22 protein-coding genes and 1 riboswitch are annotated in these 24072 nt (G+C 69.7%); of the genes, 8 read left to right on the plus strand and 14 right to left on the minus strand.

All coding sequences use genetic code 11. From position 1 onward, the window contains the following. The first annotated feature begins 7 nt into the window (after positions 1 to 7). The gene (locus tag IE262_RS06835; protein ID WP_189872041.1) at positions 8 to 1237 is read left to right on the plus strand and encodes a glycerate kinase family protein; all 1230 of its coding nucleotides are present in this window, start codon (positions 8 to 10) and stop codon (positions 1235 to 1237) included. Here IE262_RS06835 and IE262_RS06840 read toward each other — a convergent pair. From IE262_RS06840 to ctaE, 6 genes are all read right to left on the minus strand, one after another. Further along, on the minus strand, positions 1192 to 2589 hold the full coding sequence (locus IE262_RS06840) for an aminotransferase class V-fold PLP-dependent enzyme (protein ID WP_189872043.1): 1398 nt from the start codon (positions 2587 to 2589) through the stop codon (positions 1192 to 1194). The two genes, IE262_RS06835 and IE262_RS06840, sit on opposite strands and share 46 nt — an antisense overlap. Before the next feature lie 154 nt (positions 2590 to 2743). Next, positions 2744 to 2860, minus strand: a riboswitch (SAM riboswitch). A gap of 742 nt (positions 2861 to 3602) precedes the next feature. Next, entirely contained in the window at positions 3603 to 4667 is a 1065-nt protein-coding gene (trpD, locus tag IE262_RS06845) for an anthranilate phosphoribosyltransferase (protein WP_189872045.1), read from the minus strand. Positions 4668 to 4801: 134 nt separating this feature from the next. Continuing rightward, the gene (gene qcrB / locus IE262_RS06850) at positions 4802 to 6439 is read right to left on the minus strand and encodes a cytochrome bc1 complex cytochrome b subunit (RefSeq protein ID WP_134032404.1); all 1638 of its coding nucleotides are present in this window, start codon (positions 6437 to 6439) and stop codon (positions 4802 to 4804) included. Beyond that, the gene (gene qcrA / locus IE262_RS06855) at positions 6436 to 7494 is read right to left on the minus strand and encodes a cytochrome bc1 complex Rieske iron-sulfur subunit (protein WP_134032401.1); all 1059 of its coding nucleotides are present in this window, start codon (positions 7492 to 7494) and stop codon (positions 6436 to 6438) included. Before qcrA ends, qcrB begins: the two co-directional genes overlap by 4 nt. Continuing rightward, positions 7491 to 8300 (minus strand): cytochrome bc1 complex diheme cytochrome c subunit, encoded by an 810-nt coding sequence (gene qcrC / locus IE262_RS06860; protein WP_134032398.1) that lies wholly within the window; start codon positions 8298 to 8300, stop codon positions 7491 to 7493. Before qcrC ends, qcrA begins: the two co-directional genes overlap by 4 nt. A gap of 92 nt (positions 8301 to 8392) precedes the next feature. After that, positions 8393 to 9013 carry an aa3-type cytochrome oxidase subunit III gene (gene ctaE, locus IE262_RS06865; protein ID WP_134032395.1) on the minus strand — a complete coding sequence of 207 codons (621 nt, stop codon included), beginning with the start codon at positions 9011 to 9013 and terminating at the stop codon, positions 8393 to 8395. Positions 9014 to 9158: 145 nt separating this feature from the next. On the opposite strand from ctaE, the gene IE262_RS06870 reads away from it, so the two are divergent. After that, complete coding sequence (locus IE262_RS06870; RefSeq protein ID WP_134032392.1) at positions 9159 to 9557, plus strand: response regulator; 399 nt, start codon at positions 9159 to 9161, stop codon at positions 9555 to 9557. Between the two features lie 93 nt (positions 9558 to 9650). Here the strand turns inward: IE262_RS06870 and IE262_RS06875 are convergent, their stop codons facing one another. From IE262_RS06875 to ctaC, 4 genes are all read right to left on the minus strand, one after another. Beyond that, positions 9651 to 10892, minus strand: a complete 1242-nt coding sequence (locus tag IE262_RS06875) for a L,D-transpeptidase (protein ID WP_189872047.1) — start codon at positions 10890 to 10892, stop codon at positions 9651 to 9653. Between the two features lie 130 nt (positions 10893 to 11022). Next, positions 11023 to 11421 (minus strand): cytochrome c oxidase subunit 4, encoded by a 399-nt coding sequence (locus IE262_RS06880; protein WP_134032387.1) that lies wholly within the window; start codon positions 11419 to 11421, stop codon positions 11023 to 11025. After that, positions 11418 to 13157 carry an aa3-type cytochrome oxidase subunit I gene (gene ctaD / locus IE262_RS06885; RefSeq protein WP_189872049.1) on the minus strand — a complete coding sequence of 580 codons (1740 nt, stop codon included), beginning with the start codon at positions 13155 to 13157 and terminating at the stop codon, positions 11418 to 11420. Before ctaD ends, IE262_RS06880 begins: the two co-directional genes overlap by 4 nt. Then, positions 13154 to 14113, minus strand: a complete 960-nt coding sequence (gene ctaC, locus IE262_RS06890; protein ID WP_134032381.1) for an aa3-type cytochrome oxidase subunit II — start codon at positions 14111 to 14113, stop codon at positions 13154 to 13156. Before ctaC ends, ctaD begins: the two co-directional genes overlap by 4 nt. Before the next feature lie 291 nt (positions 14114 to 14404). On the opposite strand from ctaC, the gene IE262_RS06895 reads away from it, so the two are divergent. Next, complete coding sequence (locus IE262_RS06895) at positions 14405 to 15787, plus strand: cysteine desulfurase/sulfurtransferase TusA family protein (protein WP_189872051.1); 1383 nt, start codon at positions 14405 to 14407, stop codon at positions 15785 to 15787. A 39-nt stretch (positions 15788 to 15826) separates the two neighbouring features. On the opposite strand, the gene IE262_RS06900 is transcribed toward IE262_RS06895, so the two are convergent. Further along, a complete protein-coding gene (locus IE262_RS06900) occupies positions 15827 to 16801 on the minus strand; it encodes a carbohydrate kinase family protein (protein WP_189872053.1) in 975 nt (324 codons plus the stop codon). A 134-nt stretch (positions 16802 to 16935) separates the two neighbouring features. On the opposite strand from IE262_RS06900, the gene IE262_RS06905 reads away from it, so the two are divergent. Together IE262_RS06905 and IE262_RS06910 are read left to right on the plus strand one after the other, a co-directional pair. Then, positions 16936 to 17154: a hypothetical protein gene (locus tag IE262_RS06905; protein WP_189872055.1), complete on the plus strand. Its 219-nt coding sequence runs from the start codon at positions 16936 to 16938 to the stop codon at positions 17152 to 17154. 156 nt (positions 17155 to 17310) lie between these two features. Next, complete coding sequence (locus IE262_RS06910; RefSeq protein WP_189872057.1) at positions 17311 to 19041, plus strand: hypothetical protein; 1731 nt, start codon at positions 17311 to 17313, stop codon at positions 19039 to 19041. Positions 19042 to 19152: 111 nt separating this feature from the next. On the opposite strand, the gene IE262_RS06915 is transcribed toward IE262_RS06910, so the two are convergent. After that, entirely contained in the window at positions 19153 to 19509 is a 357-nt protein-coding gene (locus IE262_RS06915; RefSeq protein WP_134032368.1) for a HesB/IscA family protein, read from the minus strand. 369 nt (positions 19510 to 19878) lie between these two features. Here IE262_RS06915 and nadA point away from each other — a divergent pair, with 369 nt between their 5' ends. Next, positions 19879 to 21063 carry a quinolinate synthase NadA gene (gene nadA / locus IE262_RS06920; protein WP_189872059.1) on the plus strand — a complete coding sequence of 395 codons (1185 nt, stop codon included), beginning with the start codon at positions 19879 to 19881 and terminating at the stop codon, positions 21061 to 21063. 63 nt (positions 21064 to 21126) lie between these two features. Here the strand turns inward: nadA and IE262_RS06925 are convergent, their stop codons facing one another. Next, on the minus strand, positions 21127 to 22461 hold the full coding sequence (locus IE262_RS06925) for a hypothetical protein (protein WP_189872061.1): 1335 nt from the start codon (positions 22459 to 22461) through the stop codon (positions 21127 to 21129). A gap of 111 nt (positions 22462 to 22572) precedes the next feature. Further along, positions 22573 to 22872: a hypothetical protein gene (locus IE262_RS06930; protein WP_189872063.1), complete on the minus strand. Its 300-nt coding sequence runs from the start codon at positions 22870 to 22872 to the stop codon at positions 22573 to 22575. Between the two features lie 149 nt (positions 22873 to 23021). Here IE262_RS06930 and IE262_RS06935 point away from each other — a divergent pair, with 149 nt between their 5' ends. Then, positions 23022 to 23867: a helix-turn-helix domain-containing protein gene (locus tag IE262_RS06935; protein ID WP_189872066.1), complete on the plus strand. Its 846-nt coding sequence runs from the start codon at positions 23022 to 23024 to the stop codon at positions 23865 to 23867. Further along, entirely contained in the window at positions 23846 to 24046 is a 201-nt protein-coding gene (locus tag IE262_RS06940; RefSeq protein WP_189872068.1) for a DUF397 domain-containing protein, read from the plus strand. Before IE262_RS06935 ends, IE262_RS06940 begins: the two co-directional genes overlap by 22 nt. Positions 24047 to 24072 lie beyond the last annotated feature (26 nt).

The following is a 24072-nucleotide window of genomic DNA, read 5'->3' on the forward strand; positions in this document are numbered from 1 at the left end:
TCGTCCCATGCTCAGCCGTATCGCCGTGGCCCCCAGCGGCTTCAAGGAGTCCCTGTCGGCCCAGGCCGCCGCCGACGCCATCGCGGCGGGTGTCCGCCGGGTGGTGCCCGAGGCCCGGATCGACCTCATCCCCCTGGTGGACGGCGGCGAGGGCACGGCCGCCGCGCTGGCCGCCTCGACCGGGGGCCGGCTGGTCGCCCTGCCCGCCACGGGCCCGCTCGGTGAGCCCGTCGGCACCCACTTCGCGCTGCTCGGCTCCCGGGACACGGCGGTCGTCGAGATGGCGGCGGTCGCGGGCCTCTCCCTCGTCCCGAACCGTCTCCGCGACCCGGGCGCCACGACGACGTACGGCGTCGGCGAGCTGATCCGCGCGGCCCTCGACCAGGGCGTACGACGCGTCCTGGTGGGCTGCGGCGACTCCGGTACGTCCGACGGGGGCGCGGGCGCCCTCCAGGCGCTCGGAGCCCGCCTGCTCGACGCGGACGGCTTCGAACTCCCCCTCGGCGGCCAGGAATTGATTCGCCTGCACCACATCGACCCCTCGGGCCTGGACCCGCGCCTCAAGGACGTCGAACTGCTGGTCGCCTGCAACCCGTACAACGTGCTGTGCGGCGAGCGCGGGGTGGCCCGCGTCTTCGGCCCGCAGAAGGGCGCGACCCCCGCACAGGTGGAGGAGCTGTCGGCGGGCCTGGACCACTGGGCCTACGTACTGACCCGCGACCTGGCCCCGGGCGGCACCGACCTGTACGGCGGCCCCGGCACCGGAGCCTCCGGCGGCCTGGGCGCGGGCCTCGCCGCCCTCGGCGCCCGCCTGCTCCCCCGCTTCGAGGTGCTGCTGGACCACCTCGACCTGGACGCCCGTCTGGCCCGCGCCGACCTGGTCGTCACCGCCGAGGGCGCACTGGACCACCAGACGCCGCGCGGCAAGGTCCCGGCCGAGGTGGCCCGCCGCGCCAAGCTGCACGGGCGGCCGGTACTCGCCCTGGCGGGCACGCTCGGCGAGGGCGCGCACGAGGTGCCGGGCGTGGACGCCTGCCACGGCATCCTGCCCGCCCCGATGGCGCTGGCCGAGGCACTGGTCCGGGCCTCGGAACTCCTCACGGACGCGACGGAGCGCGCCCTGCGGATGATCCGGCTCGGCACCCGGCTGCCGGCAGGCGCGGCAGGCGCGGCAGGCACTGGGCTACCGGTTCACGCGGAGGTGTCGGGCACGCAACGGCCCTCCTCCGTACGGTAGTTCCACTGGGCGCCGTCCCGGACGAGTTCCTTGACGGCGCCCAGGAAACGCTCGATGTGCTCGTCCGGCGTTCCGGCTCCGAAGCTCACCCGGATCGCGTTCAGGGACTTCTCGCCGGGCGCGGCCTCGGGGGCGCCGCACTCGCCCTGGGCTTCCGGGTCACTGCCGAGGAGCGTCCGCACCAGCGGGTGGGCGCAGAACAGCCCGTCCCGTACGCCGATGCCGTACTCGGCGGAGAGGGCGGCCGCGAAGTGCGAGCTGTTCCACCCGTCGACGACGAAGGAGAGGACGCCGACACGCGGGGCGTCGTCCCCGAAGAGGGACAGGACGCGCACCTGGGGCACCTCGGCGAGGCCCGCGCGGACGGTGTCGATCAGGTACTGCTCGCGGGCGACCAGCGTGTCGAACCCGGCCTCGGTGAGGGCCTTGCAGGCGGAGGCGATGGAGTAGGCGCCGATGACGTTCGGGGACCCGGCCTCGTGGCGGGCCGCGCTGACGTGCCACTCCACGTCCACTCCCCCGTCCGTACGCCGGGAGACCTTCCGGCTCGCGCCCCCGCCCGCGAGGTACGGCTCGGCCTCGGTCAGCCAGTCGGCGCGCCCGGCGAGGACGCCGGAGCCGAAGGGCGCGTACAGCTTGTGCCCGGAGAAGGCGACCCAGTCGACGTCCAACTCCCGTACGGACACGGGGTGGTGGGGCGCGAGCTGGGCTGCGTCGAGGACGATGCGGGCGCCGTGGGCGTGCGCGGCGGCGGCCAGTTCGCGGACGGGCCACAGCTCGCCGGTGACGTTCGAGGCGCCGGTCACGCAGACGAGGGCGGGTCCGTGGGGGTCGCGGCCGGCGAGGGCGCGCTCGACGGTGGCGACGGCCTCTTCCGGGGTGCGGGGGGCGTTGAGGTAGGTGACGTGGGCGTCCCGCCAGGGCAGCAGCGAGGCGTGGTGCTCGGTCTCGAACACGAAGACCTGGCAGTCGGCGGGGAGCGCGGCGGCGAGGAGGTTGAGCGAGTCGGTGGTGGAGCGGGTGAAGACGACCTGGTCGTCGCCGCGGCAGTCGAGGAACTCGGCGACGGTGGTGCGGGCGTTCTCGAAGAGATCGGTGGACAGCTGGGACAGGTACCCGGCACCGCGGTGCACGCTGCCGTAGTACGGCGCGTACGCGGCCACGTCGTCCCAGACGCGCTGTAGGGCCGGGGCGCTGGCGGCGTAGTCCAGCGCGGCGTACGTCACTTCGCCGCCCGTCACGAGCGGGACGGTGACGTCCCGTCCCAGTACGGGCAGCGGGGCGCAAACGGGCTGGTCGGCGGCGGGGGTGGAGGCGGAGGACGACGTGGCGGCGGGGGTGGAGAGGGACATGGCTGAACTCCCGTGGAGGCAGGCGGAATTCCGACCGTGCCGGACGGCGCGACGGGCGCTGGGGTGACCACGGCACGGGTCGGATGAAAGAGAGGAAATGCGGAGGCGGGGCTCTGCGGCCCTATCGCATTCGCTTGCTCACGGAAGGCTCCCTGGTCCGCGCTTGCCGCAGACCTCGCTGCCTACGGCCTGGTCTTCACCCGGGGCACCCCGCCACGGACGGAGGGTTGCCGGACAGCCGGCCGGGGCCTTGTGACTGTCGCTCATGACCTGCCCAGCATCCTGCCACACGGTCATTCGGGCGCAAGGGGGGTGTCCGGATGGCGGGACGGCACGGCCGGTACCGCAGGGTTCTTCCGCCCCCGCCGCCCCTGCCCGTCCCGTCCCTGGGGGCTGCCGCCCCCAGACCCCCGTTGGCGGATGGGGTGGGCGGGTTCGTGTACGGGTGAGTGGGTGGCTCGTCGGCCTGACGGCCTCGTCCTCAAACGCCGGACGGGCTGGATCTTTCAGCCCCTCCGGCGTTTGAGGAGCAGGGGCCCGGGGGCCGGCCCCCGAAACGGGGCCCGGGGGCCGGGGCGGAGCCCCGAAGAGGGTGCGGGGGCGCAGCCCCGAAACCCGAGGGCCCGGGGGCCAAGGGGCACAGCCCCCTTGCCCGGGCTGAAGGGAGGCAACCCCCTCAGCCGGGGCCAAGGGACGCACCCCCCTCAGCCCGGTTGAAGGGGCGCAGCAGCCCCCTCAGCCGGGGGCCAAGAAACGCAACCCCCTCAGCCGGAGCCAAGAGACGCACCCCCCTCAGCCCGGTTGAAGGGGCGCAGCAGCCCCCTCAGCCGGGGGCCAAGAAACGCAACCCCCTCAGCCGGGGCCAAGAGACGCAACCCCTCAGCCGGGCTGACGGAACTCAGCCCCCTCAGCCGGGCTGAAGGGGCACAGCCCCCTCGGGCGGGGTCGAAGGGGCGGAGCCCCTGGGGGATGGGACGGGTAGGGGCGGCGGGGGCGAGGAAAACCCTGGTCCGCTACGCGTTACTCGTCGAGACCCACCGCTCCAGCACCCGCCTGGCCGCCCCCGAGTCGATCGCCTCCGCGGCCTTCTCCATGGCCGCGCGGATCTGGAGCGCGAGTGGACCATCCCCCGGCTTCAACGCCACCAGCGCCGCAGCCGAGTTCAGCAGCACAGCGTCCCGTACCGGCCCGGTCTCACCGTTCAGCAGCCGCCGCGCCACATCCGCGTTGTACGACGCGTCGCCGCCCCGCAGTGCCTCCACGGGGACCAGTTCGATGCCGACGTCCCGCGGATCGAAGGTCTCCTCCGTCACCTTGCCGTCCCGGACCACCCACACCCGGGACGTCGACGTCGTCGTCAGCTCGTCCAGCCCGTCGTCACCACGGAACACCAGCGAGGAGTTGCCGCGCTCGGCGAAGACACCGGCGACGATGGGCGCCATGCGCGGATCGGCGACCCCGACCGCCTGCGCCCGCACCTTCGCGGGGTTGGTCAGCGGCCCGAGGACGTTGAACACCGTACGGATACCCAACTGCCCCCGCGCGGCGCCCACATGGCGCAGCGCCGGATGGAACTTGATCGCGAAGCAGAAGGTGATCCCGGCCTCTTCCGCCACCTCGGCCACCCGCTGCGGGGTCAGTTCGAGATTGACGCCGAGCTTCTCCAGGACGTCCGAGGCGCCGGATGCGGAGGAGGCGGCACGGTTGCCGTGCTTGACGACCTTCGCACCTGTCCCCGCGATGACGATCGAAGACATCGTGGAGATGTTCACCGTCTTCGCGCCGTCACCGCCCGTACCGACGATGTCGACGGTCTCGCCGGGCACCTCGATCACGTTCGCATGCTCGTACATCGTGCGTACCAGCCCGCCGATCTCCTCGACGGTCTCGCCCTTGGCCCGGAGCGCCACCACGAACCCGGCGATCTGCGCGTCCGTCGCCTCGCCGCGCATGATCAGATCCATCGCCCAGGCGGTGTCGTCCGCCGTGAGGTCACGCCCGTCCAGCAGTCCGTTCAGCAACGCGGGCCATGAGCGGCCCGCCGCGGTGTCGCCTCCAGCGGGGGTCACAGCGCTCATAAACCGCTCCTGGGTCATGGATCAACAGATCACGAGTCTCAACGGGTCCACCCTATCCAGCCCCGCGGCATGGCGAAGGGCCCCGTCCGTACAACGGACGGGGCCCTTCGCCTTGCGCGTGGCGGGCGCAGCGATCAGTGGTGGCCGTGGCCGCTCGTGATCTCCTTGTACTCCTCGACGGTCGGCTTCGGGATCTGGCTGTCCTCGCTGTAGTACGCCTTGCTGAGCTTGGCGCGCAGCTTCTCGGAAGCCTTGATCTTGCGCTTGACGCCGTTCTCGTCGACGGCCGGGCCGACCTGGGCCGGAATGTACTGCTCGTGCGCGGTGAGCGTGTGCAGCTGCTCCTGGCTGAGCGGCTCGTGGACCTCGATGAACTCACCGTGCGGCAGGCGCTTGATGATGCCCGTCTCACGGCCGTGCAGCACCTTGTCGCGGTCCCGGCGCTGGAGGCCGAGGCAGATGCGCTTGGTGATGACGAACGCGATGACCGGGCCCACGAAGAACGCGATCCGCACGAACCAGGTGATGGCGTTGATCGACAGGTGGAAGTGGGTGGCCCAGAGGTCGTTTCCACCACCGATCAGCAGCACCATGTACCAGGTGATCCACGCGACACCGAAGGCGGTACGGGTCGGCGCGTTGCGCGGGCGGTCCAGGATGTGGTGCTCACGCTTGTCGCCGGTGACCCAGGCTTCGATGAAGGGGTAGACCGCGATCGCGACCAGCACCAGCGGGAAGATCACCAGCGGGATGAACACACCCAGGACGAGCGTGTGACCCGCGAAGTTGATCTCCCAGCCGGGCATGACACGGATCAGGCCCTCGGAGAAGCCCATGTACCAGTCGGGCTGGGCACCGGTGGACACCTGGTCCGGACGGTACGGGCCCAGGCTCCAGATCGGGTTGATCGTGGCGATCGCGGAGATGACCGCGATCACGCCGAAGACCAGGAAGAAGAAGCCTCCGGCCTTGGCCATGTAGACCGGCAGCAGCGGCATGCCGACGACGTTGTTGTTCGTCTTTCCGGGTCCCGCGAACTGCGTGTGCTTGTGGTAGAAGACCAGGATCAGGTGCGCCACCACGAGGCCGAGCATGATGCCCGGCAGCAGCAGGATGTGGACCGAGTAGAACCGGGCCACGAAGTCGCCGCCGGGGAACTCTCCGCCGAACAGGAAGAAGGAGAGGTACGTGCCGACGACCGGCACGGACAGGACCGCACCCTGCATGAAGCGGACACCGGTGCCGGAGAGCAGGTCGTCCGGGAGCGAGTAACCGGTGAAGCCGGTGAACATGCCGAGGACGAACAGCAGGAAGCCGAACAGCCAGTTGACCTCACGCGGCTTGCGGAACGCGCCGGTGAAGAACACGCGCATCATGTGCACGAACATGCCGGCGAGGAAGATCAGCGCCGCCCAGTGGTGGATCTGCCGGATCAGCAGACCGCCGCGCACGTCGAACGAGATGTGCATCGTCGAGTTGAACGCCTCGGACATCAGCTGCCCCTGCAGCGGGACGTACGAGCCGTGGTACGTGACCTCGTTCATCGACGGGTGGAAGAACAGCGTCAGGTAGACACCCGTGATGATGATGATGATGAAGGTGTAGAGGCAGACCTCGCCCAGCATGAACGACCAGTGGTCGGGGAAGATCTTGCGCATGTTGGCCTTGGCCAGGGAGTAGATTCCCAGGCGGCCGTCGGCCCAGTCGGCGACCCGCTCTCCGGCGGGTGCCTTCCCGCGAGAGCGGGACTCGGGGGTTGTCGTAGTGCTCATCCGCGCTCCCAGAAGGCAGGCCCGACGGGCTCCTCGAAGTCGCCGAGCGCCTCAAGGTAACCCTCGTCGTTCACGCCGATGCGCAGCTGCGGCAGGGCGTGGCCGGCCGGGCCGAAGATCACCCGGCCGCCGTCGGACAGGTCGAAGGTGGACTGGTGGCAGGGGCAGAGCACGTGGTGCGTCTGCTGCTCGTACAGGGAGATCGGGCAACCGACGTGGGTGCAGATCTTCGAGTACGCCACGATGCCCTGGTAGGACCACTCAAGCTCGCGCTTGTCCTTGATGTTGTCCGGCTGGATGCGGACGATCATCGTCGCGGCCTTGGCGATCTCGGTCTGGAAGTCGTGGTCGTGCTCCTCCAGTCCCTCGGGCTTGACGAAGGTCAGCGAGCCGACCGCGATGTCGGAGGGACGCAGCGGCTCGTTCGTGTTCATGTTGACGAGCAGCTTGCCCTTGGACCAGATCGTGTGGCGCAGCTTGGTGCCGGGCAGCGGGCCGAGGTCGCGCAGGAGGACGACGCCGGAGAGCGGGAACAGGGCCAGCGCGCCGAACATCGTGTTGCGGATGAGCTTGCGGCGGCCGAGCGCGGATTCCTTGGCGCCCTCCCTGAAGTCGGCCATGACCTTGGCCTTGACCTCGGGCGTGGCCTCGATCGGGTGGCGCTCGTCGGCGATCTCCACGTCCGACATCAGTGTGCGGGCCCAGTGGACCGCGCCGGCGCCGATGCAGAACAGGGCGATGCCCAGGCAGGAGCCCAGCGCGAGGTTCAGCGCGCTGGTGTGCCCGATCGGCCAGACGTAGACCGACGTGTCGACGCCGATCGTGACGTACGAGGCGATGAACCCGACGGTGGCGAGCATGGACACCGTGAACAGCAGGGCGACCGTACGCTCGGAGCGCTTGGCGGCCCGCTCGTCGATGTCCTGGACGCGGTGCTCGTGGGGCGGCAGGCCCGGGTCGGCGAACGGGTGCTTCTCGTCCGCGACGCTCACCGCGTTGGGCGCGTGCTCCCGCTCTGCGGGCAGGTTCTCTTCGGAATTGTCTTGGCTACTCATGACTTCTTGGCCTTTGCGGTCCGAGCGGCGACCCACACGGCGACGGCGATCAGCCCGCCGAGTCCGAAGACCCAGGCGAACAGGCCCTCGCTGACCGGACCGAGACCGCCGAGGCTGAGGCCACCGGGCTCCACGGTCTTGTCGCTGTTGACCGCGTCGAGGTACGCGATGATGTCCTGCTTGTTCTTCTCCGTCAGCGTGGTGTCGGGGAAGGACGGCATGTTCTGCGGGCCGGTCTGCATGGCCTCGTAGATGTGCTTCGGGTCGACACCCTCAAGAGTCGGCGCGTACTTGCCCTTGGACAGCGCACCGCCCTTACCGGTGAAGTTGTGGCACTGCGCGCAGTTGGTGCGGAAGAGTTCGCCGCCCTTGGCGGCGTCCGCGCCCTCGGGGCTGTACTCCTCCTTGGTCGGGATGGAGGGACCGGCGCCGAGCGACGCGATGTAGGCCGCGAGCTGGTCGATCTCCGCCTGGGAGTAGATGACCTTCTTCCGCGGGACCTGTGCGCCCGGCTGCTGGGCCGGCATACGGCCGGTGCCGACCTGGAAGTCGACGGCCGCGGCACCCACGCCCACCAGGCTCGGCCCGTCGGAGGTGCCCTGACCGCCGGTGCCGTGGCAGCTGGCGCAGCCCACGGCGTAGAGCTTCTTGCCCTCTTCGATGGCGAGGGACTGCGCGGTCTCATCGGCCTGCGCCTTGTCCGCGGGCGCGAAGGCGGTGTACAGCCCCGCGCAGGCCGCCAGCGCGATGAATAGGACGACGACCGCCGCCAGCGGATGGCGTCGTCGTGCGGAGAGCTTTTTCACGGATTACCCCGGTGTCAGGATCTTCTGCGTCGATGCTTCTGGCTGTGATCGGTTGGCCGCGGCCGACGGGTCCGCCGCGGACGGCAGCCCGATTACTTGATCAAGTAGATCGTGGCGAAGAGGCCGATCCAGACGACATCGACGAAGTGCCAGTAGTAGGACACGACGATGGCGGCGGTCGCCTGCTCGTGGGTGAACCTCCGGGCCGCGTAGGTACGGCCGAGGACCAGCAGGAAGGCGATGAGACCGCCCGTCACGTGCAGGCCGTGGAAGCCGGTGGTCAGGTAGAACGCCGAGCCCCACGGGTCGGACGAGAGCGAGATGCCCTCCACCTTGACCAGCTCGGTGTACTCGAAGACCTGACCGCCGATGAAGATCGCACCCATGATGAAGGTCACGACGAACCACATCCGGAGCTTCTTCACGTCCCCGCGCTCGGCGGCGAACACGCCGAGCTGACAGGTGAGCGAGGAGAGCACCAGGATCGTGGTGTTCGCCGCCGAGAACGGGACGTTCAGGGCGTCGGCCTTCCCGGACCAGAAATCGGCCCCCGTCACCGAACGCAGGGTGAAGTACATCGCGAAGAGGGCCGCGAAGAACATCAGCTCGGAGCTCAACCAGATGATGGTTCCGACGCTGGTGAGGTTCGGCCGGTTGACCGACGGGTGCGCGTGCCCGGTATCTACTGTCGTTGCTGTCGCCACGCCCGACATTATGTCGGTCGCTTATCCCGCCCTCACTCCCGGGGGTGCCGTTCGGAGTGTCCGGGGTGTGCGGACCGCTGTTGACGTGGTGTTCAAGGGAGTAGCATCCGCGCAACGGTGCTTGTCCGTACGACGCTGACGTCTCGGAGGAAGAATGCAGCCGACCGCCACGGTGCTGGTCTACAGCGACGACTCCAACACCCGCGAACAAGTGCGGTTGGCCGCCGGCCGCCGGCCTGCGGCGGACGTTCCCTTGGTCGAGTTCGTGGAGTGTGCCACTCCGGGTGCTGTGATCAGGGAACTGGACAAGGGCGGGATCGACGTCTGCGTCCTGGACGGGGAGGCCGTGCCCATGGGGGGCATGGGCGTGTGCCGGCAGATCAAGGACGAGATCTTCGACTGCCCTCCGGTGCTTCTGCTGATCGGGCGGCCCCAGGACGCGTGGCTGGCCACGTGGAGCCGGGCCGACGCGGCGGTGACCCTGCCGGTCGAGCCTGTGGAGTTCGCGGACGCGCTGGCTTCGCTGCTGCGGCGGCATGCGCTGAGCGCCTGAGACGGTCAGACCCGAGTCCCCGCGCCCCCTGTGAGAGGGGCGCGGGGACTCGGGGCGGATCCGGGGGGCTCGGGGCGGATCCGGGGGGCTCGGTCAGACCGGTTCGGGGGTCAGGCGGAGAGCCTGGTCACGGTGGGCCGACGGTCCGGACACCAGCGCGCTGCCCTCGCGCCACTTGTCCCACGGCAGGTTCCAGTCGCCGAAGCCGTTGCCGAAGGGGGCCATCATCTCGCCGTTCGAGTTGACGACCTGGACGATGTCGCCCTCACGTACGGTGTCGTAGAACCACTGGGCGTTCGCGCTGCTCATGCCCGTGCAGCCGTGGCTGACGTTGGCGTAGCCCTGTGAGCCGGTGGACCAGGGGGCCGCGTGGACGTACTCGCCGCTCTTGGTGACCCTGACGGAATTGTGGACGAGCAGGTCGAAGAAGTCCGAGGCACCGATGCCGGCGCTGGTCATGCGCACGGTGCCTTCCTTGGCCAGGATGACCTTGACGCCGTTGCGGGTGTCCCAGCCGGGCTTGCCCGTGGTCACCGGGATCTCCCTGATGACCTCGCCGTTCCTGTAGACGGTCATCCGGTGCGTCGCGGAGTCCGTGACGGCGACGAGGCGGTCGCCCGTGGTGAGCTTCAGAGGCTTGGCCGTGCCGCCCCAGAGGCGGTCTCCGACCTTGATGCCGTCCAGGTTGCTGTGCACCTGGATCGTGGCGTTGGTGGGCCAGTACTCCTTGGGGCGGAAGTGGAGCTTCTTGTCGTCCACCCAGTACCAGGCGCCCTCGACGGCGGGCGTCGACTGGACCTTCAGGGCGCGTTCCACGACGGCCCGTGAGGCGCTGTCCTTGACGGGTTCGCTGAGTTCGGCGGTGACGGGCTGGCCGACGCCGTAGGTGCCCGCATTGGGGCCGAAGGTGACGTTCAGCCGCTTCGTGGTGGTGGGCTTGCCGGTGTTGAGGTCGAGGACCTTGCGGCCGACGGCGCCGTCGCCGTCCTCGGTGCTCACGCGGACCGTGTAGTGGGCGTTGGCGGCGAGCGGGGAGGTGCTGTGCCAGCGTCGGCCGTCGGCGGCGAGTTCGCCCGCGACATAGCGTCCCGCGGCGTCCACGGCCGTGACGTCGGTGATCCGCCCGCCGTCGTCGGCTTTGATCTCCAGGGGCTTGTCGGGGTCGGCCTTCTTGTCGTCGCCGGTGGGGGTGTTGAACGAGATCTGGTCCGCCGCGTCGTACGGATCGGCGGAGAGCGGGTGGCCGCCTGAGGTGCAGGCGGCCATGGCTATGCCGAGGGTGAGTGCCGGCACTATGCGGCCGGCGACCGTGCGGGTTCGCGGAGAGTGGCTCATGCCCTCACGCTAGGAACGACCCCCGGGAGCGGCACGGTGAGTGGGCCGAACGGGGGAATCCGGTGGGGCGAACGAGGGAGCCCGGACCCTCCTGGCGGAGTGTCCGGGCTCCCTCGGCGCTCAGCGCGTGTTACTGGTTCTGGTTCTCACCGCGGTAGTACTCGAAGACCCAGCCCCACAGGCCGATCAGGATGATCGGGGCCGAGAAGTACAGCAGCCACCAGCCGAAGACGACGCCCATGAAGGCGAGCGCGCCACCGACGCCGAGCGCGAGCGGCTGCCAGCTGTGCGGGCTGAAGAAGCCCATCTCGCCCGCGTCGTCCGCGACGTCGGCCTCCTTGTTGTCCTGCGCGCCGACGTCGACCCGCCGGGCCGTGAAGGCCAGGTAGTAGCCGACCATGATGCACAGGCCGAAGGCGAGGAAGAGCGCCGTGGTGCCGGCCGGCTCCTTCGACCACACGCCATAGACGATCGCCATGGCGAGGACGAAGACGCTCAGCCAGATGAACATCTTGCCCTGGATCTTCACTTGCCGGCCTCCTTGCCGCTGCCCGCGAGCTCACCGGCAGCCGGGCCGCCGTGGCCGAGCTGCTCCAGCGCGGCGATCTCGGGGTGGTGCAGGTCGAACGCCGGGGATTCGCTGCGGATCCGCGGCAGGGTGAGGAAGTTGTGCCGCGGCGGCGGGCAGGAGGTCGCCCACTCCAGCGAACGGCCGTAACCCCACGGGTCGTCGACCTCGACCTTCTTGCCGTACTTGGCGGTCTTCCAGACGTTGTAGAAGAACGGCAGGATCGACAGGCCCAGCACGAAGGAGCTGATCGTCGAGATCGTGTTCAGCGCGGTGAAGCCGTCGGCCGCCAGGTAGTCGGCGTAACGGCGCGGCATGCCCTCGGCACCCAGCCAGTGCTGGACGAGGAACGTGCCGTGGAATCCGACGAACAGCGTCCAGAACGTGATCTTGCCCAGGCGCTCGTCGAGCATCTTGCCCGTCCACTTGGGCCACCAGAAGTGGAAGCCGGAGAACATCGCGAAGACGACGGTGCCGAACACCACGTAGTGGAAGTGCGCCACGACGAAGTACGAGTCGGACACGTGGAAGTCCATCGGGGGCGAGGCCAGGATGACACCGGTCAGACCACCGAAGGTGAAGGTGATCAGGAAGCCGGTCGCCCAGAGCATCGGTGTCTCGAAGGACAGTGAGCCCTTCCACATGGTGCCGATCCAGTTGAAGAACTTCACGCCGGTCGGGACGGCGATGAGGAACGTCATGAAGGAGAAGAACGGCAGGAGCACACCGCCGGTGACGTACATGTGGTGCGCCCACACCGTCACGGAGAGACCCGCGATGGCGATGGTGGCGCCGATCAGGCCCATGTAGCCGAACATCGGCTTGCGGGAGAAGACCGGGATGACCTCACTGATGATGCCGAAGAACGGCAGCGCGATGATGTACACCTCTGGGTGGCCGAAGAACCAGAAGAGGTGTTGCCACAGCAGGGCTCCGCCGTTGGACGCGTCGAAGATGTGCGCGCCGAACTTGCGGTCCGCCTCCAGCGCGAACAGCGCCGCCGCGAGGACGGGGAAGGCGAGCAGGACCAGGACCGCGGTCAGCAGCACGTTCCAGGTGAAGATCGGCATGCGGAACATCGTCATGCCGGGTGCGCGCATGCAGATGATGGTGGTGATGAAGTTGACCGCGCCGAGGATGGTGCCGAAGCCGGAGAGGGCCAGACCCATGATCCACATGTCGGCGCCGATGCCCGGCGAGCGGACCGCGTCCGACAGCGGGGAGTAGGCGAACCAGCCGAAGTCGGCCGCGCCCTGCGGGGTGAGGAAGCCACCCACCGCGATGAGCGAGCCGAACAGGTACAGCCAGTAGGCGAACATGTTCAGCCGCGGGAAGGCCACGTCCGGCGCGCCGATCTGCAGCGGCATGATCCAGTTCGTGAAGCCCGCGAACAGCGGCGTCGCGAACATCAGCAGCATGATCGTGCCGTGCATCGTGAACGCCTGGTTGAACTGCTCGTTCGACATGATCTGCGTGCCCGGACGGGCCAGCTCGGCGCGCATGAAGAGCGCCATCACGCCACCGATGCAGAAGAACGCGAACGACGTCACCAGGTAGAGCGTGCCGATCGTCTTGTGGTCCGTCGTGGTCAGCCACTTCACCACGACGTTGCCGGGCTGCCTGCGCCGTACCGGCAGCTCGTTCTCGTACGAGCCTTCGGCGGTGGCAGCACCCTGAGGTTCATTGAGGATGCTCACAGTTGGGTCGTCTCCCGGTTCTTCTCGGGGCCCGTCTGCTCGATACCGGACGGAACGTAGCCCGTCTGGCCGTTCTCAGCGAGCTTCTTGAGGTGCTCCTCGTAGCGCTCCGGAGATACGACCTTCACGTTGAAGAGCATCCGGGAGTGGTCCACGCCGCAGAGTTCGGCGCACTTGCCCAGGAAGGTGCCCTCACGGTTGGGCGTCACCTGGAAGACATTGGTGTGGCCCGGGATGACGTCCTGCTTCATCAGGAACGGCACCACCCAGAAGGAGTGGATGACGTCACGCGAGGTGAGGATGAAGCGGACCGTCTTGCCCTCGGGGAGCCAGAGGGTCGGGCCGGGGTTGCCGGTCTGCGGGTTCCGCTCACCGGGGGTGCCGCAGGTGTAGACGCCGCCCGCGTTCGCCGGGAACTGCTTCTTCCACTTGTCCGGGACGGCGTCCAGGTTCTTGTCGGTCTTCGCGTCGCCGGTGGAACCCTTGACGTCCGCGACGTAGTTGAAGCACCAGCTCCACTGGAAGCCGACCACGTTGACCGTGACGTCCGGCTTCTTGGAGGTGTCGAGGAGCTTCGTCTCGTCGCGGGCGGTGAAGTAGAACAACACCGAGACGATGATCAGCGGAACGACCGTGTACAGCGCCTCGATGGGCATGTTGTACCGGGTCTGCGGGGGAACCTCGACCTTGGTGCGGCTGCGCCGGTGGAAGAAAGCACTCCAGCAGATCAGCCCCCACACCAGCACGCCCACGGCGAGCGCGGCCGCCCACGAACCCTGCCACAGGGAGAGGATCCGGGGAGCCTCTTCCGTGGTCGGGGTGGGCATGCCAAGGCGGGGGAAGTCCTTGTATGTGCAACCGGTGGCGGTCGCCAGGACCAGGCCCGCGGTCAGTGCCTGCAGCAGCTTCCGCCGCATCGGGCGCCGCGGCGAGCGGTCGGAGCCGTTGGGACTCACGTAGCGCCTTCCCGAGAGTCTCGCCCGCGCTGTTGGCTGCGGCCTTCTCGCTGGTCGGTCGCCGCCCTGCGTCGGGCAGGGGTTTGATGTTTATGCGGACCAAACCCTACTGGACGCCGTCCGGCGGCTTGCGGGAGGGGTGGGCAACGCGTGGCGGGTCGTGTGGGCGCCTGAGAACTCGGGAGTTCGGGTTGGATGGCGGGTGCGGGTTTGTCGTGGTTCCTCGCGCCCACGCGGCGGAGCCGCAAATGTCACAGCCCCGCACCCCTCCAGGGCGCTTAGCGTTGCTGTGTGGCCTACTTCGACGCTGCTTCCGCTGCTCCTCTTCATCCTGTTGCCCGGCAGGCGCTGACCGCCTCGCTGGACGAGGGGTGGGCCGATCCTGCCCGGCTGTACCGGGAGGGGCGGCGGGCGCGGCTGTTGCTCGACGCGGCGCGGGAGGCGGCGGCCGAGGCCGTGGGGTGCCGGCCGGACGAGTTGGTGTTCACCGCTTCCGGTACGCGGGCGGTGCATTCCGGGATCGCGGGGGCCCTGGCGGGGCGTCGCCGGGCCGGGACGCACCTGGTCGTGTCAAGCGTCGAACACTCTTCGGTGTTGCATGCAGCGGAGGCGCATGAGGCGGCGGGCGGCACGGTGACGCGGGTCGGTGTCGACCGCGCGGGTGCGGTCACCGCCGACGCGTACACCGCCGCGCTCCGCCCCGACACGGCCCTGGCCTGTCTGCAGTCGGCCAACCACGAGGTGGGTACGGAGCAGCCGGTGGCCGAGGTCGCGTCGGTGTGCCGTGGGGCCGGGGTGCCGTTGCTGGTGGACGCGGCGCAGTCGTTGCCGTGGGGGCCGGTGGAGGGTGACTGGTCCTTGCTGGCGGCGAGTGCCCACAAATGGGGCGGGCCGTCGGGCGTCGGGCTGCTCGTCGTACGGAAGGGGGTGCGGTTCGCGCCCCTGGGCCCGGTGGACGAGCGGGAGTCGGGGCGGGCGGCCGGGTTCGAGAACATCCCGGCGATCGTGGCGGCGGCGGCCTCCCTGCGGGCCGTACACGCCGAGGCGGCCCAGGAGGCGGTGCGGCTGCGGGAGTTGACGGAGCGGATCCGGGCGCGGGTGCCGGGGTCGGTGCCCGACGTGGAGGTGGTGGGGGATCCGGTGCGGCGGCTGCCGGGCGTGGTCACCTTCTCCTGTCTCTATGTCGACGGGGAGACATTGCTGCACGAGCTGGACCGGGCCGGCTTCTCCGTTTCATCCGGTTCGTCCTGCACGAGCAGCACACTGACGCCGAGCCATGTGCTGAAGGCGATGGGGGTGCTGAGCGAGGGCAACGTCCGCGTCTCGCTGCCGCCGGGCACACCGGAGGAGGACGTCGAACGGTTCCTCGACGTCCTGCCGGGTGCGGTGTCGGCGGTCCGCGAGAAGCTGGGCGCCCCGGTCACGGCCCCCGCGGCGACCGCGCGGGAGGACGCCCTCGTCGTGGACTCGCTCGGCAGGCGCTGCCCGATCCCCGTCATCGAGCTGGCCAAGGTCATCGGGGACGTCCCGGTCGGCGGCACGGTCCGCGTCCTGTCGGACGACGAGGCCGCGCGTCTGGACATTCCGGCGTGGTGCGAGATGCGGGGGCAGGAGTACGTGGGTGAGGAGCCGGCGGAGCGGGGTTCGGCCTACGTGGTCCGCCGGCTGTCGTAGCTGTCGTAGCTGTCGGCTCCGGGCCGGAGCCGGTACGCCTCAGCTCAGGTGCGCCCGCACGTCGGAGGCCGCCTCGTCGCCGTACGCCTTGGCGAAGCGCTCCATGAAGTGGGCGCGGCGCAGCCGGTACTCCTGGGTGCCGACCGTCTCGATGACGAGCGTGGCGAGCATGCAGCCGACCTGGGCCGCGCGCTCCAGGGAGACGCCCCAGGCGAGACCGGAGAGGAAGCCCGCGCGGAAGGCGTCGCCGACACCCGTCGGGTCGGCCTTGCGCTCCTCCTCGGGGCAGCCGACCTCGATCGGCGCCTCACCGGCCCGCTCGACGCGCACGCCCTGCGCGCCGAGGGTGGTGACGCGATGGCCGACCTTGGAGAGGATCTCGGCGTCCGTCCAGCCCGTCTTGGACTCGATGAGGCCCTTCTCGTACTCGTTGGAGAAGAGGTACGTCGCGCCGTCCAGCAGTATGCGGATCTCGTCGCCGTCCATGCGCGCGATCTGCTGGGAGAAGTCCGCGGCGAAGGGGATGCCCCGGGAGCGGCACTCCTCGGTGTGGCGCAGCATCGCCTCGGGGTCGTCCGCGCCGACGGAGACGAGGTCGAGGCCGCCGACCCGGTCGGCGACGGTCTTCAGCTCGATGAGGCGGGCCTCGCTCATGGCGCCGGTGTAGAAGGAGCCGATCTGGTTGTGGTCGGCGTCCGTGGTGCATACGAAGCGGGCCGTGTGCAGCGTCTCGGAGATGCGCACCGAGGCCGTGTCGACGCCGTGCCGGTCCAGCCATGCCCGGTAGTCGTCGAAGTCCTGGCCCGCCGCGCCGACGAGGATCGGCTTCGTGCCCAGCTGCCCCATGCCGAAGGCGATGTTCGCGCCGACTCCTCCCCTGCGGACGTCGAGTTTGTCGACCAGGAAGGAGAGGGAGACCGTGTGCAGCTGATCCGCGACGAACTGGTCCGCGAAACGGCCGGGGAAGGTCATGAGGTGGTCGTTGGCGATGGAGCCGGTGACTGCGATACGCACGGCTAGGACACGCTCCTGCGACGTGAGGGGATTGACGGTTCACGCTATCGGGTTGCCCTCCCGCACTGAAGCGGGAGAAACTACCCGATAGTAGGTCTTTTTCCTCCACTCCGACGGTGCATACGGTTTCCGCCATGACGAACCTCAAGGACCGCGAGGTCCACCGCTCCGCCCCGCTCGACACGGAAGGCGGTCTCGCGGACCTGCGCGGCGACTGTGCCCGGATGGCGCCGCACTGGGCGGCCCCCGACCGGATCACTGCCCTCCCGGTGTCCCCGTCACTCATCCACGGGGTGACGGTGCCCCCGGCGTCGGCCCGCCTCCTGGACGCGATGTCCGACTACGGCGACTGAGTGACAGGGGGCGCCCGGACAGGGAACCGCGCGCTCCCCCGCCGCGTCCCATCGCTGTCCCCCTTGAAGGGGATCCGGTTTACGACCCTTCCGTGCCCCTCCTACCTGGCAGGACCGGGTCACCTGGGACAGCTGTGGAGCTGAAGGAGCGATGCGGTGAGCACCGAGCGACCCGACAACGACGCGAAACCCGACGCCACCGAGGCCGCTGAGGCCAAGGGCGACAGCGGCGGGGCCAAGGGCACCGAGGAGCCTGCGAGCCCCGGGCAGCCCGCGCGCCCCGAGGAACCCGCGGGTCCAAAAGCCCCCTCGCCCGCCGGAAGCGACGTGAGCGCCGACGCCACCGAAGGCGTCAAGGAGGTCAAGGGAGTCAAGGAGGTCAACGGCGTCGAGGAGGTCAAGGGCGTCGAGGGCACTGTGGGCGACGATGAGCCCAAGGTCCGGCGTGGGCGTTCCTCCGTGCTCATCGCCTCCGTGGCGGCCGCGGTGCTGCTCGTCGGAGGCGGCGGGGCCTACCTCACCGCGAGCACCACCGGCGGTTCCGGCGGCGGCAGCGACTCCGGTGCCCCGGCCGGCGACGGCACTCCCCCGCCGCTGGCCCTCGACGGCTACACCGAGGGCGGTACGAACGGAATCGCCCCCGGCGAGCCCCACCCCAACGGCGTGACCTACCGCGCCGACGGCACCCTCCCCGCCGGCCCGGACTCCGCGCCCGTCTACCGGTCGGCCGGCGACGTGACCTCGGCCGAGGTGGCCCGCCTCGCGAAGGCCCTCGGTGTCGAGGGAACCCCGAAGATCGAGGACGGCACCTGGAAGGTGGGCGCTTCGAAGGACGGTTCCGGGCCGAGCCTCCAGGTGAACAAGGACGCGCCGGGCACGTGGACGTTCAGCCGGTACGCACCCGGCACCGACAACTGCCGGAAGGCCGACGTCTGCGCCTCGGCCCCGGGCACCGCGGCCGGGGGTGACCCGGTCAGCGAGGCCGCGGCGAAGGAGGCGGCCGCCCCGGTGCTCAAGGCCGTCGGCCAGGACGCGGCGAAGCTGGACGCCACCCAGGTCGCGGGCGCCGTCCGGACGGTGAACGCCGAGCCCGAGGTCGGCGGGCTGCCCACGTACGGCTGGACGACCGGCATCCAGGTCGGCGCCGACGGCCAAGTGACCGGCGGCAGCGGCAACGTGAAGACACCGGTCAAGGGGGACACGTACCCCGTCGTCGGCGCGGACAAGGCGCTGGACCTGATGAACGGACGGGGCCAGGCCACCGGCGGCAGCACACGCAAGGGCATCGGCGGTTGCGCCAGTCCCGTACCACTGAAGGGCGAGGACGAGGCTTCGTGCGAGGCGGCGACCGCGGCTCCGGCACCGGAGCCGGTCACCGTCGTCGACGACGCCGTCTTCGGGCTGGCCGCGCGCTTCACGGAGGGCCGGCCGGTGCTCGTGCCGTCCTGGCTGTTCCAGGTGCGGCCGGAGGGGGCCGGCGCGGGCTTCACGGTGACGCACCCGGCGGTCGACCCGGCGTACCTGACCGCGCCCGAGCCGCCGTCGTCGGTCACGCCGTCGCCGCTCACCCCGGGCGAGCCCTCGGGCTCGGCGCCGAAGACACGCAACGTCCCGGTCGAGGGCTACACGGCGAAGGGCAAGGACCTGACCGTGAGCTTCTGGGGCGGGGTGTGCGGCGAGTACTCGGCGTCGGCGGACGAGGCGAACGGAAAGGTGACGGTCACCGTGACCGAGAAGCCGTCCGGCAAGGTCTGCATCCTGATCGCGAAGGCCATGGAGCGCACGGTGCGGCTGGACAAGCCGCTCGACGGCCGGGAGGTCGTGGGCACGAACGGCAAGGAGATCCCGAAGGGGAGCCTCACCGACCGTGCGCCGAGCGCCAGGTAGGTCACCGGTACGCACGCGAAGGCGGCGTCCCCGTCGGAGGGGGACGCCGCCTTCGTACGCGCTGGGTGCGTGCGGGGTACGCCCGCTGCGTGCGCCGGAAGGGCGGGCGGCTCAGTTGAAGGAGTCGCCGCAGGCGCAGGAACCCGTGGCGTTCGGGTTGTCGATCGTGAAGCCCTGCTTCTCGATGGTGTCGACGAAGTCGATGGTGGCGCCGCCGAGGTACGGGGCGCTCATGCGGTCGGTGACGACCTTGACTCCGTCGAAGTCCTTCTCGACGTCGCCGTCGAGGGAACGCTCGTCGAAGAACAGCTGGTACCGCAGGCCGGAGCAGCCGCCGGGCTGGACGGCGACGCGCAGCGCCAGGTCGTCACGGCCTTCCTGGTCGAGCAGGGCCTTGACCTTGGCCGCGGCGGCGTCGGTCAGGATGATGCCGTCGGTGACGGTGGTGGTCTCGTCCGATACGGACATCTACATCTCTCCCGGTTTGTACGGAGACTGCTTGCCGACGTGTCCAACCGGCCGGGCCGCGGATTCATTCCGGGCCGGGCGGTTTCCTTCGCGTCTCTCTTCATGCTCGCACATGGGCCGTGGAGCGGGCAGCGCCCTGTGGACGGGAGCGGTCGCGAGCCGCCAGGCGAAGCTCCGAACCGACGTGGCCGGGCCGTCGAGCGGGCCGCCGGGATTCATGTCACATCGACGCTATGGCCATCGTCAAAGTGACGTGAAGCGGTTATGATAGATAGCGTCAATTCGACGAAAAGCCGTAACGGTGTCCCGCATGTCCCGCCGGTCCGGAATCCCGGACCGGCGAGCCGCAGAACAGAAAGGGTGCGTGCAGTGACCACCGCCCAGACCCAGGAGCTCGACGTACAGCCGACGCCCCTCGCCCTGCTGCTGCTCGGCCGTGAGGCCGACCCGAGGAGCGAGCGCGGTGTCGAGTGCCCCGGCGACCTGCCCTCCCCCTCCGACCCCGACCTGGTGGAGCGCGCCCGCGCGGCCAAGGCGAAGCTCGGGGACAAGGTCTTCGTGCTCGGCCACCACTACCAGCGCGACGAGGTCATCCAGTTCGCGGACGTCACGGGTGACTCCTTCAAGCTGGCCCGGGAGGCGGCGGCGCGCCCGGAGGCGGAGTACATCGTGTTCTGCGGCGTGCACTTCATGGCCGAGTCCGCGGACATCCTGACGAGCGACGACCAGAAGGTGGTCCTGCCGGACCTGGCCGCCGGCTGCTCCATGGCCGACATGGCGACGGCCGAACAGGTCGCCGAGTGCTGGGACGTGCTGACGGAGGCAGGGATCGCCCAGCAGGTCGTCCCCGTCTCGTACATGAACTCCTCGGCGGACATCAAGGCCTTCACGGGCAGGCACGGCGGCACGATCTGCACGTCCTCGAACGCGAAGCGGGCCCTGGAGTGGGCCTTCCAGCAGGGTGAGAAGGTGCTCTTCCTGCCGGACCAGCACCTCGGCCGCAACACGGCGGTGCGGGACATGGGGATGTCGCCGGCCGACTGCGTGGTCTACAACCCGCACAAGCCGGGTGGAGGCGTGAGCGTCGACGAACTCCGGGCCGCGAAGATGATCCTCTGGCGGGGCCACTGCTCCGTCCACGGCCGCTTCAGCCTCGACTCGGTGAACGACGTGCGTGAGCGCATCCCGGGGGTCAACGTCCTCGTCCACCCCGAGTGCAAGCACGAGGTCGTGGCGGCGGCGGACCACGTGGGCTCCACGGAGTACATCATCAAGGCCCTGGAGGCGGCCCCGGCGGGCTCCAAGTGGGCGATCGGCACGGAGCTGAACCTCGTCCGGCGGCTGGCGAATCGTTTCGCGCCCGAGGGCAAGGAGATCGTGTTCCTCGACAAGACGGTCTGCTTCTGCTCCACCATGAACCGCATCGACCTGCCGCATCTGGTGTGGGCCCTGGAATCCCTGGCCGAGGGCAACCTCGTCAACCGCATCCAGGTCGACAAGGAGACCGAGACGTACGCGAAGCTGGCACTGGAGCGGATGCTGGCACTGCCGTAGCGTCCTTCCCACCGCCGTACGCCGATGCCGGGCGCCCCTACGGAAGGGGCGCCCGCGTTTTGCCTACTCCCCCACCTGCTCGGCGCACGCCACCCGGATCTCCTCCAGCAGCGCTGGGTAGTGCTCGCCGTACGTGTTCACCGCGTGCCACACCGCGTCCAGTGCCGCCCTCAGCGGGGCGGGCTCGGCGGCGGCAAGCACGGCGGGAAGAGCGAAGTGCGGCTGTGAGATCCGCTCGGGGCCGCGCGGATTGCCGGAGGCATGCACCACCACGGCGGCGGCGTGCCCCACGGCTCCGGTCGGTGTCAGCTTCTCGTCGGCGGGCACCGTCGGTACCAAAGCGCCCAGTGCCCGGCCGAGGCCCCGCCGCCTTCGCGTGTTGTCCCCCGACTCCACGGCCGGGACCCACTTCCACCCGGCCGCCGCCGGGGGCGTCGGTGGGCGGTATGGCGGTCGCTCGGGAGGTATCGCCTCGAACACCGACTGCTTCGGGACCCGCGGGTCGGAGCGCAGGGTCTCCCGCAGCCGGGCCGCGTCGTCGAACAGCGGCGGCAGCGGACGTCTCCCCGTCAACGCGGTGAGCGCCTCGGAGACCCACGGCACGTCGGTCAGGCCCGCCGCCTCGCAGGCCCGCCGTGCGGCCAGCGACGCCACCGCACGCTGGACCTCGGGACTCGCGGCATCAAGCGCGTGCACCAAGTCGCTGTCGAAGCGGAGCAGACCGCGGACATTGCCGCCGACACCGCGCAGCCTCTCGCTCGGCAGCCGTCCGCCCCACTCCCACTGCTCGCGGTGCAGTCGCCGCTCCTCTGCGGCCCGTTCCTCCGCCTGGCGGGCCAGGCGTTCGGTCTCGGCGCGCTGCTCGGGTGTGGGTGGTGGCGGAAGTTCGCGCGCGTAGCGGTGCCAGTACGCGGCGTTCCGCGAGGTCTGGCGGACCACGCGGTCCGGTCGGGGCGGCGCGGGCCAGAACTGCAGGAGGTAGCTGTCCGCCTGTGGCTGCCCGGCCCCTCTGGTGTCGAGCGCTCGTCCCTCGTCCATCCCCCGGGCGCAGTATCGCACCCGGTAGTCGGTCCGGGCGAGATCCAGGTCCCATGCGGCCTCGCCCGCCCACTGCACCAAATTCGTGCGTTCCGACACCGGGCAGAAGGACACCTCCACCACGTCCTCCCAGACCGGTTCCAGCGGAGGGGCCTCGTCGTGGACCTCGACGATGAAGCCGACGCTGCCCGTGTGCAGTCCGGTGATCAGCCAGAGCACACCCGGGAACGCGGCCCCGCACAGCCCCGCGCTCTGGCCTGCGAACGCCTCGGAGAGGTCCGGGATCACGCTGTCCGGATCACTCTCGACATAGATCTGACTGTAGTGAACATGCACCTCGCCTGTGACCGGCCTGCGCACGGCACCCCCCTTCGTCGCCGACGGCCTCCGGGACCCTCTGCCGTACGGGCCGTCACATGCCTCGCATCATGCCGCAGGCCACTGACAACAGGTCCGAGGCAGAGGAGCCACTCACTCCTCCGACAACCGAGCGCCCCTGCTCTCCGCGATCCGCAACGCATCCCCCAGCGCCTCGGCCAGTCGTACGCCCGTGAAGCGCAACTCCCGTTTCCCCACTCCGGGTTCGTCAAGCAGCGGCCTTGCGGCGGCCAGTACGTACGCGGCCGAGCCGAGCAGCTCCGCCTCCAACTCATCGGCCATGCGGGACAGTCGGCTGCCGGGATCCTCCGCGCTCAGGTAGCAGGGGCGTCCGTCCGGCGTGGTCCACGGCAGCAGCCGCAAGGGGGTGCCCGTTCCGTCTCGCATCACCATCTGTGCCGCTCCCTTCGAACCGGTCCGTTTGCGGACCTGAACGCCGTTACTGTTTGTGTTGCCATCGTCGCTGTATGACATATGGCCACAACAGGAGTGCCCCGTCCCGACGTTGAGAACGGGACGACAACCGCAGGAAGGCGAGACCGATGACGTTCAAGCCGCAGACACTGACCCCGTACCTGTCCGCGCGCCACTACTTCGGCGCCGAGCAGCGCCGCCACCGCGAGAGCGCGGGCCTGTCACTCGTACAGCTCGCGGGCATCGTCAACTCCAGCAAGAGCACGCTCGCACGCATCGAGACGGCGGAGTTGATGCCGCCGCCGGATCTGCCGGACCGGCTGGACGCGGCGTTCGGCTCGGACAAGCACTTCCACGGGCTGTACGAACTGGCCAAGCGCGAGGCCCATCCGGACCAGTACCGGCGGTTCATGGACTTCGAGGCCCAGGCGGAGGTCGTCGAAACCTTTGTGGCGCATGTCGTCCCAGGGCTGTTGCAGACCCAGGAGTACGCCCACGCGCAGCTCAGCCTCCGAGAGGACCTGACCCCGGAGGAGGTGGAGCAACGCGTCAACGCACGCCTGTCACGGCAGGACCGGCTGCGCTCCGCCCAACGCCCCCTGCGCTGGGCGATCATCGACGAATCCGTCCTGCGACGACAGCTCGGCAGCAGGGAATGCATGTTCAAACAACTGGCCCGGCTGCTCGAACAGGTGGATACTCCGGACAGCAAGGTCCAGGTGATGCCCTTCGGCGCTGGTGCGCACTACCTGTTGGGGGGCACATTGACCCTGCTGACGCTTCCCAACAGCTCCACCATGGCCTACGAGGAGGGCATCGAGGTCGGCCACCTCTACGAGGACCGGGACTCGGCGAAGAAGTGGCGGCGGCACTATGAAGTACTGCGCGCCAACGCCCTCCCACCGACCACCTCGGCGGAGCTGATCCGACAGGCGATGGAGGACTACAAGCCATGCGACACACCCCCGAGCTGAGCTCCGCCCAGTGGCGCCGGAGCAGTTACAGCAACGCCAACGGGGGCGATTGCGTCGAAATCACCGAGGACTTCCCCGGCCTCGTCCCCGTCCGCGACAGCAAGAAGCCCCACGGCCCCGTACTCGTCGTCCCAGCCGCCGTCTGGGACACGTTCGTCGGCTTCGTGAAGTCTGAGTAGTAAGAGACTGACGGCCGGGTCTCCGT

Source organism: Streptomyces bluensis (assembly GCF_014650715.1).
GTDB lineage: Bacteria > Actinomycetota > Actinomycetes > Streptomycetales > Streptomycetaceae > Streptomyces > Streptomyces bluensis.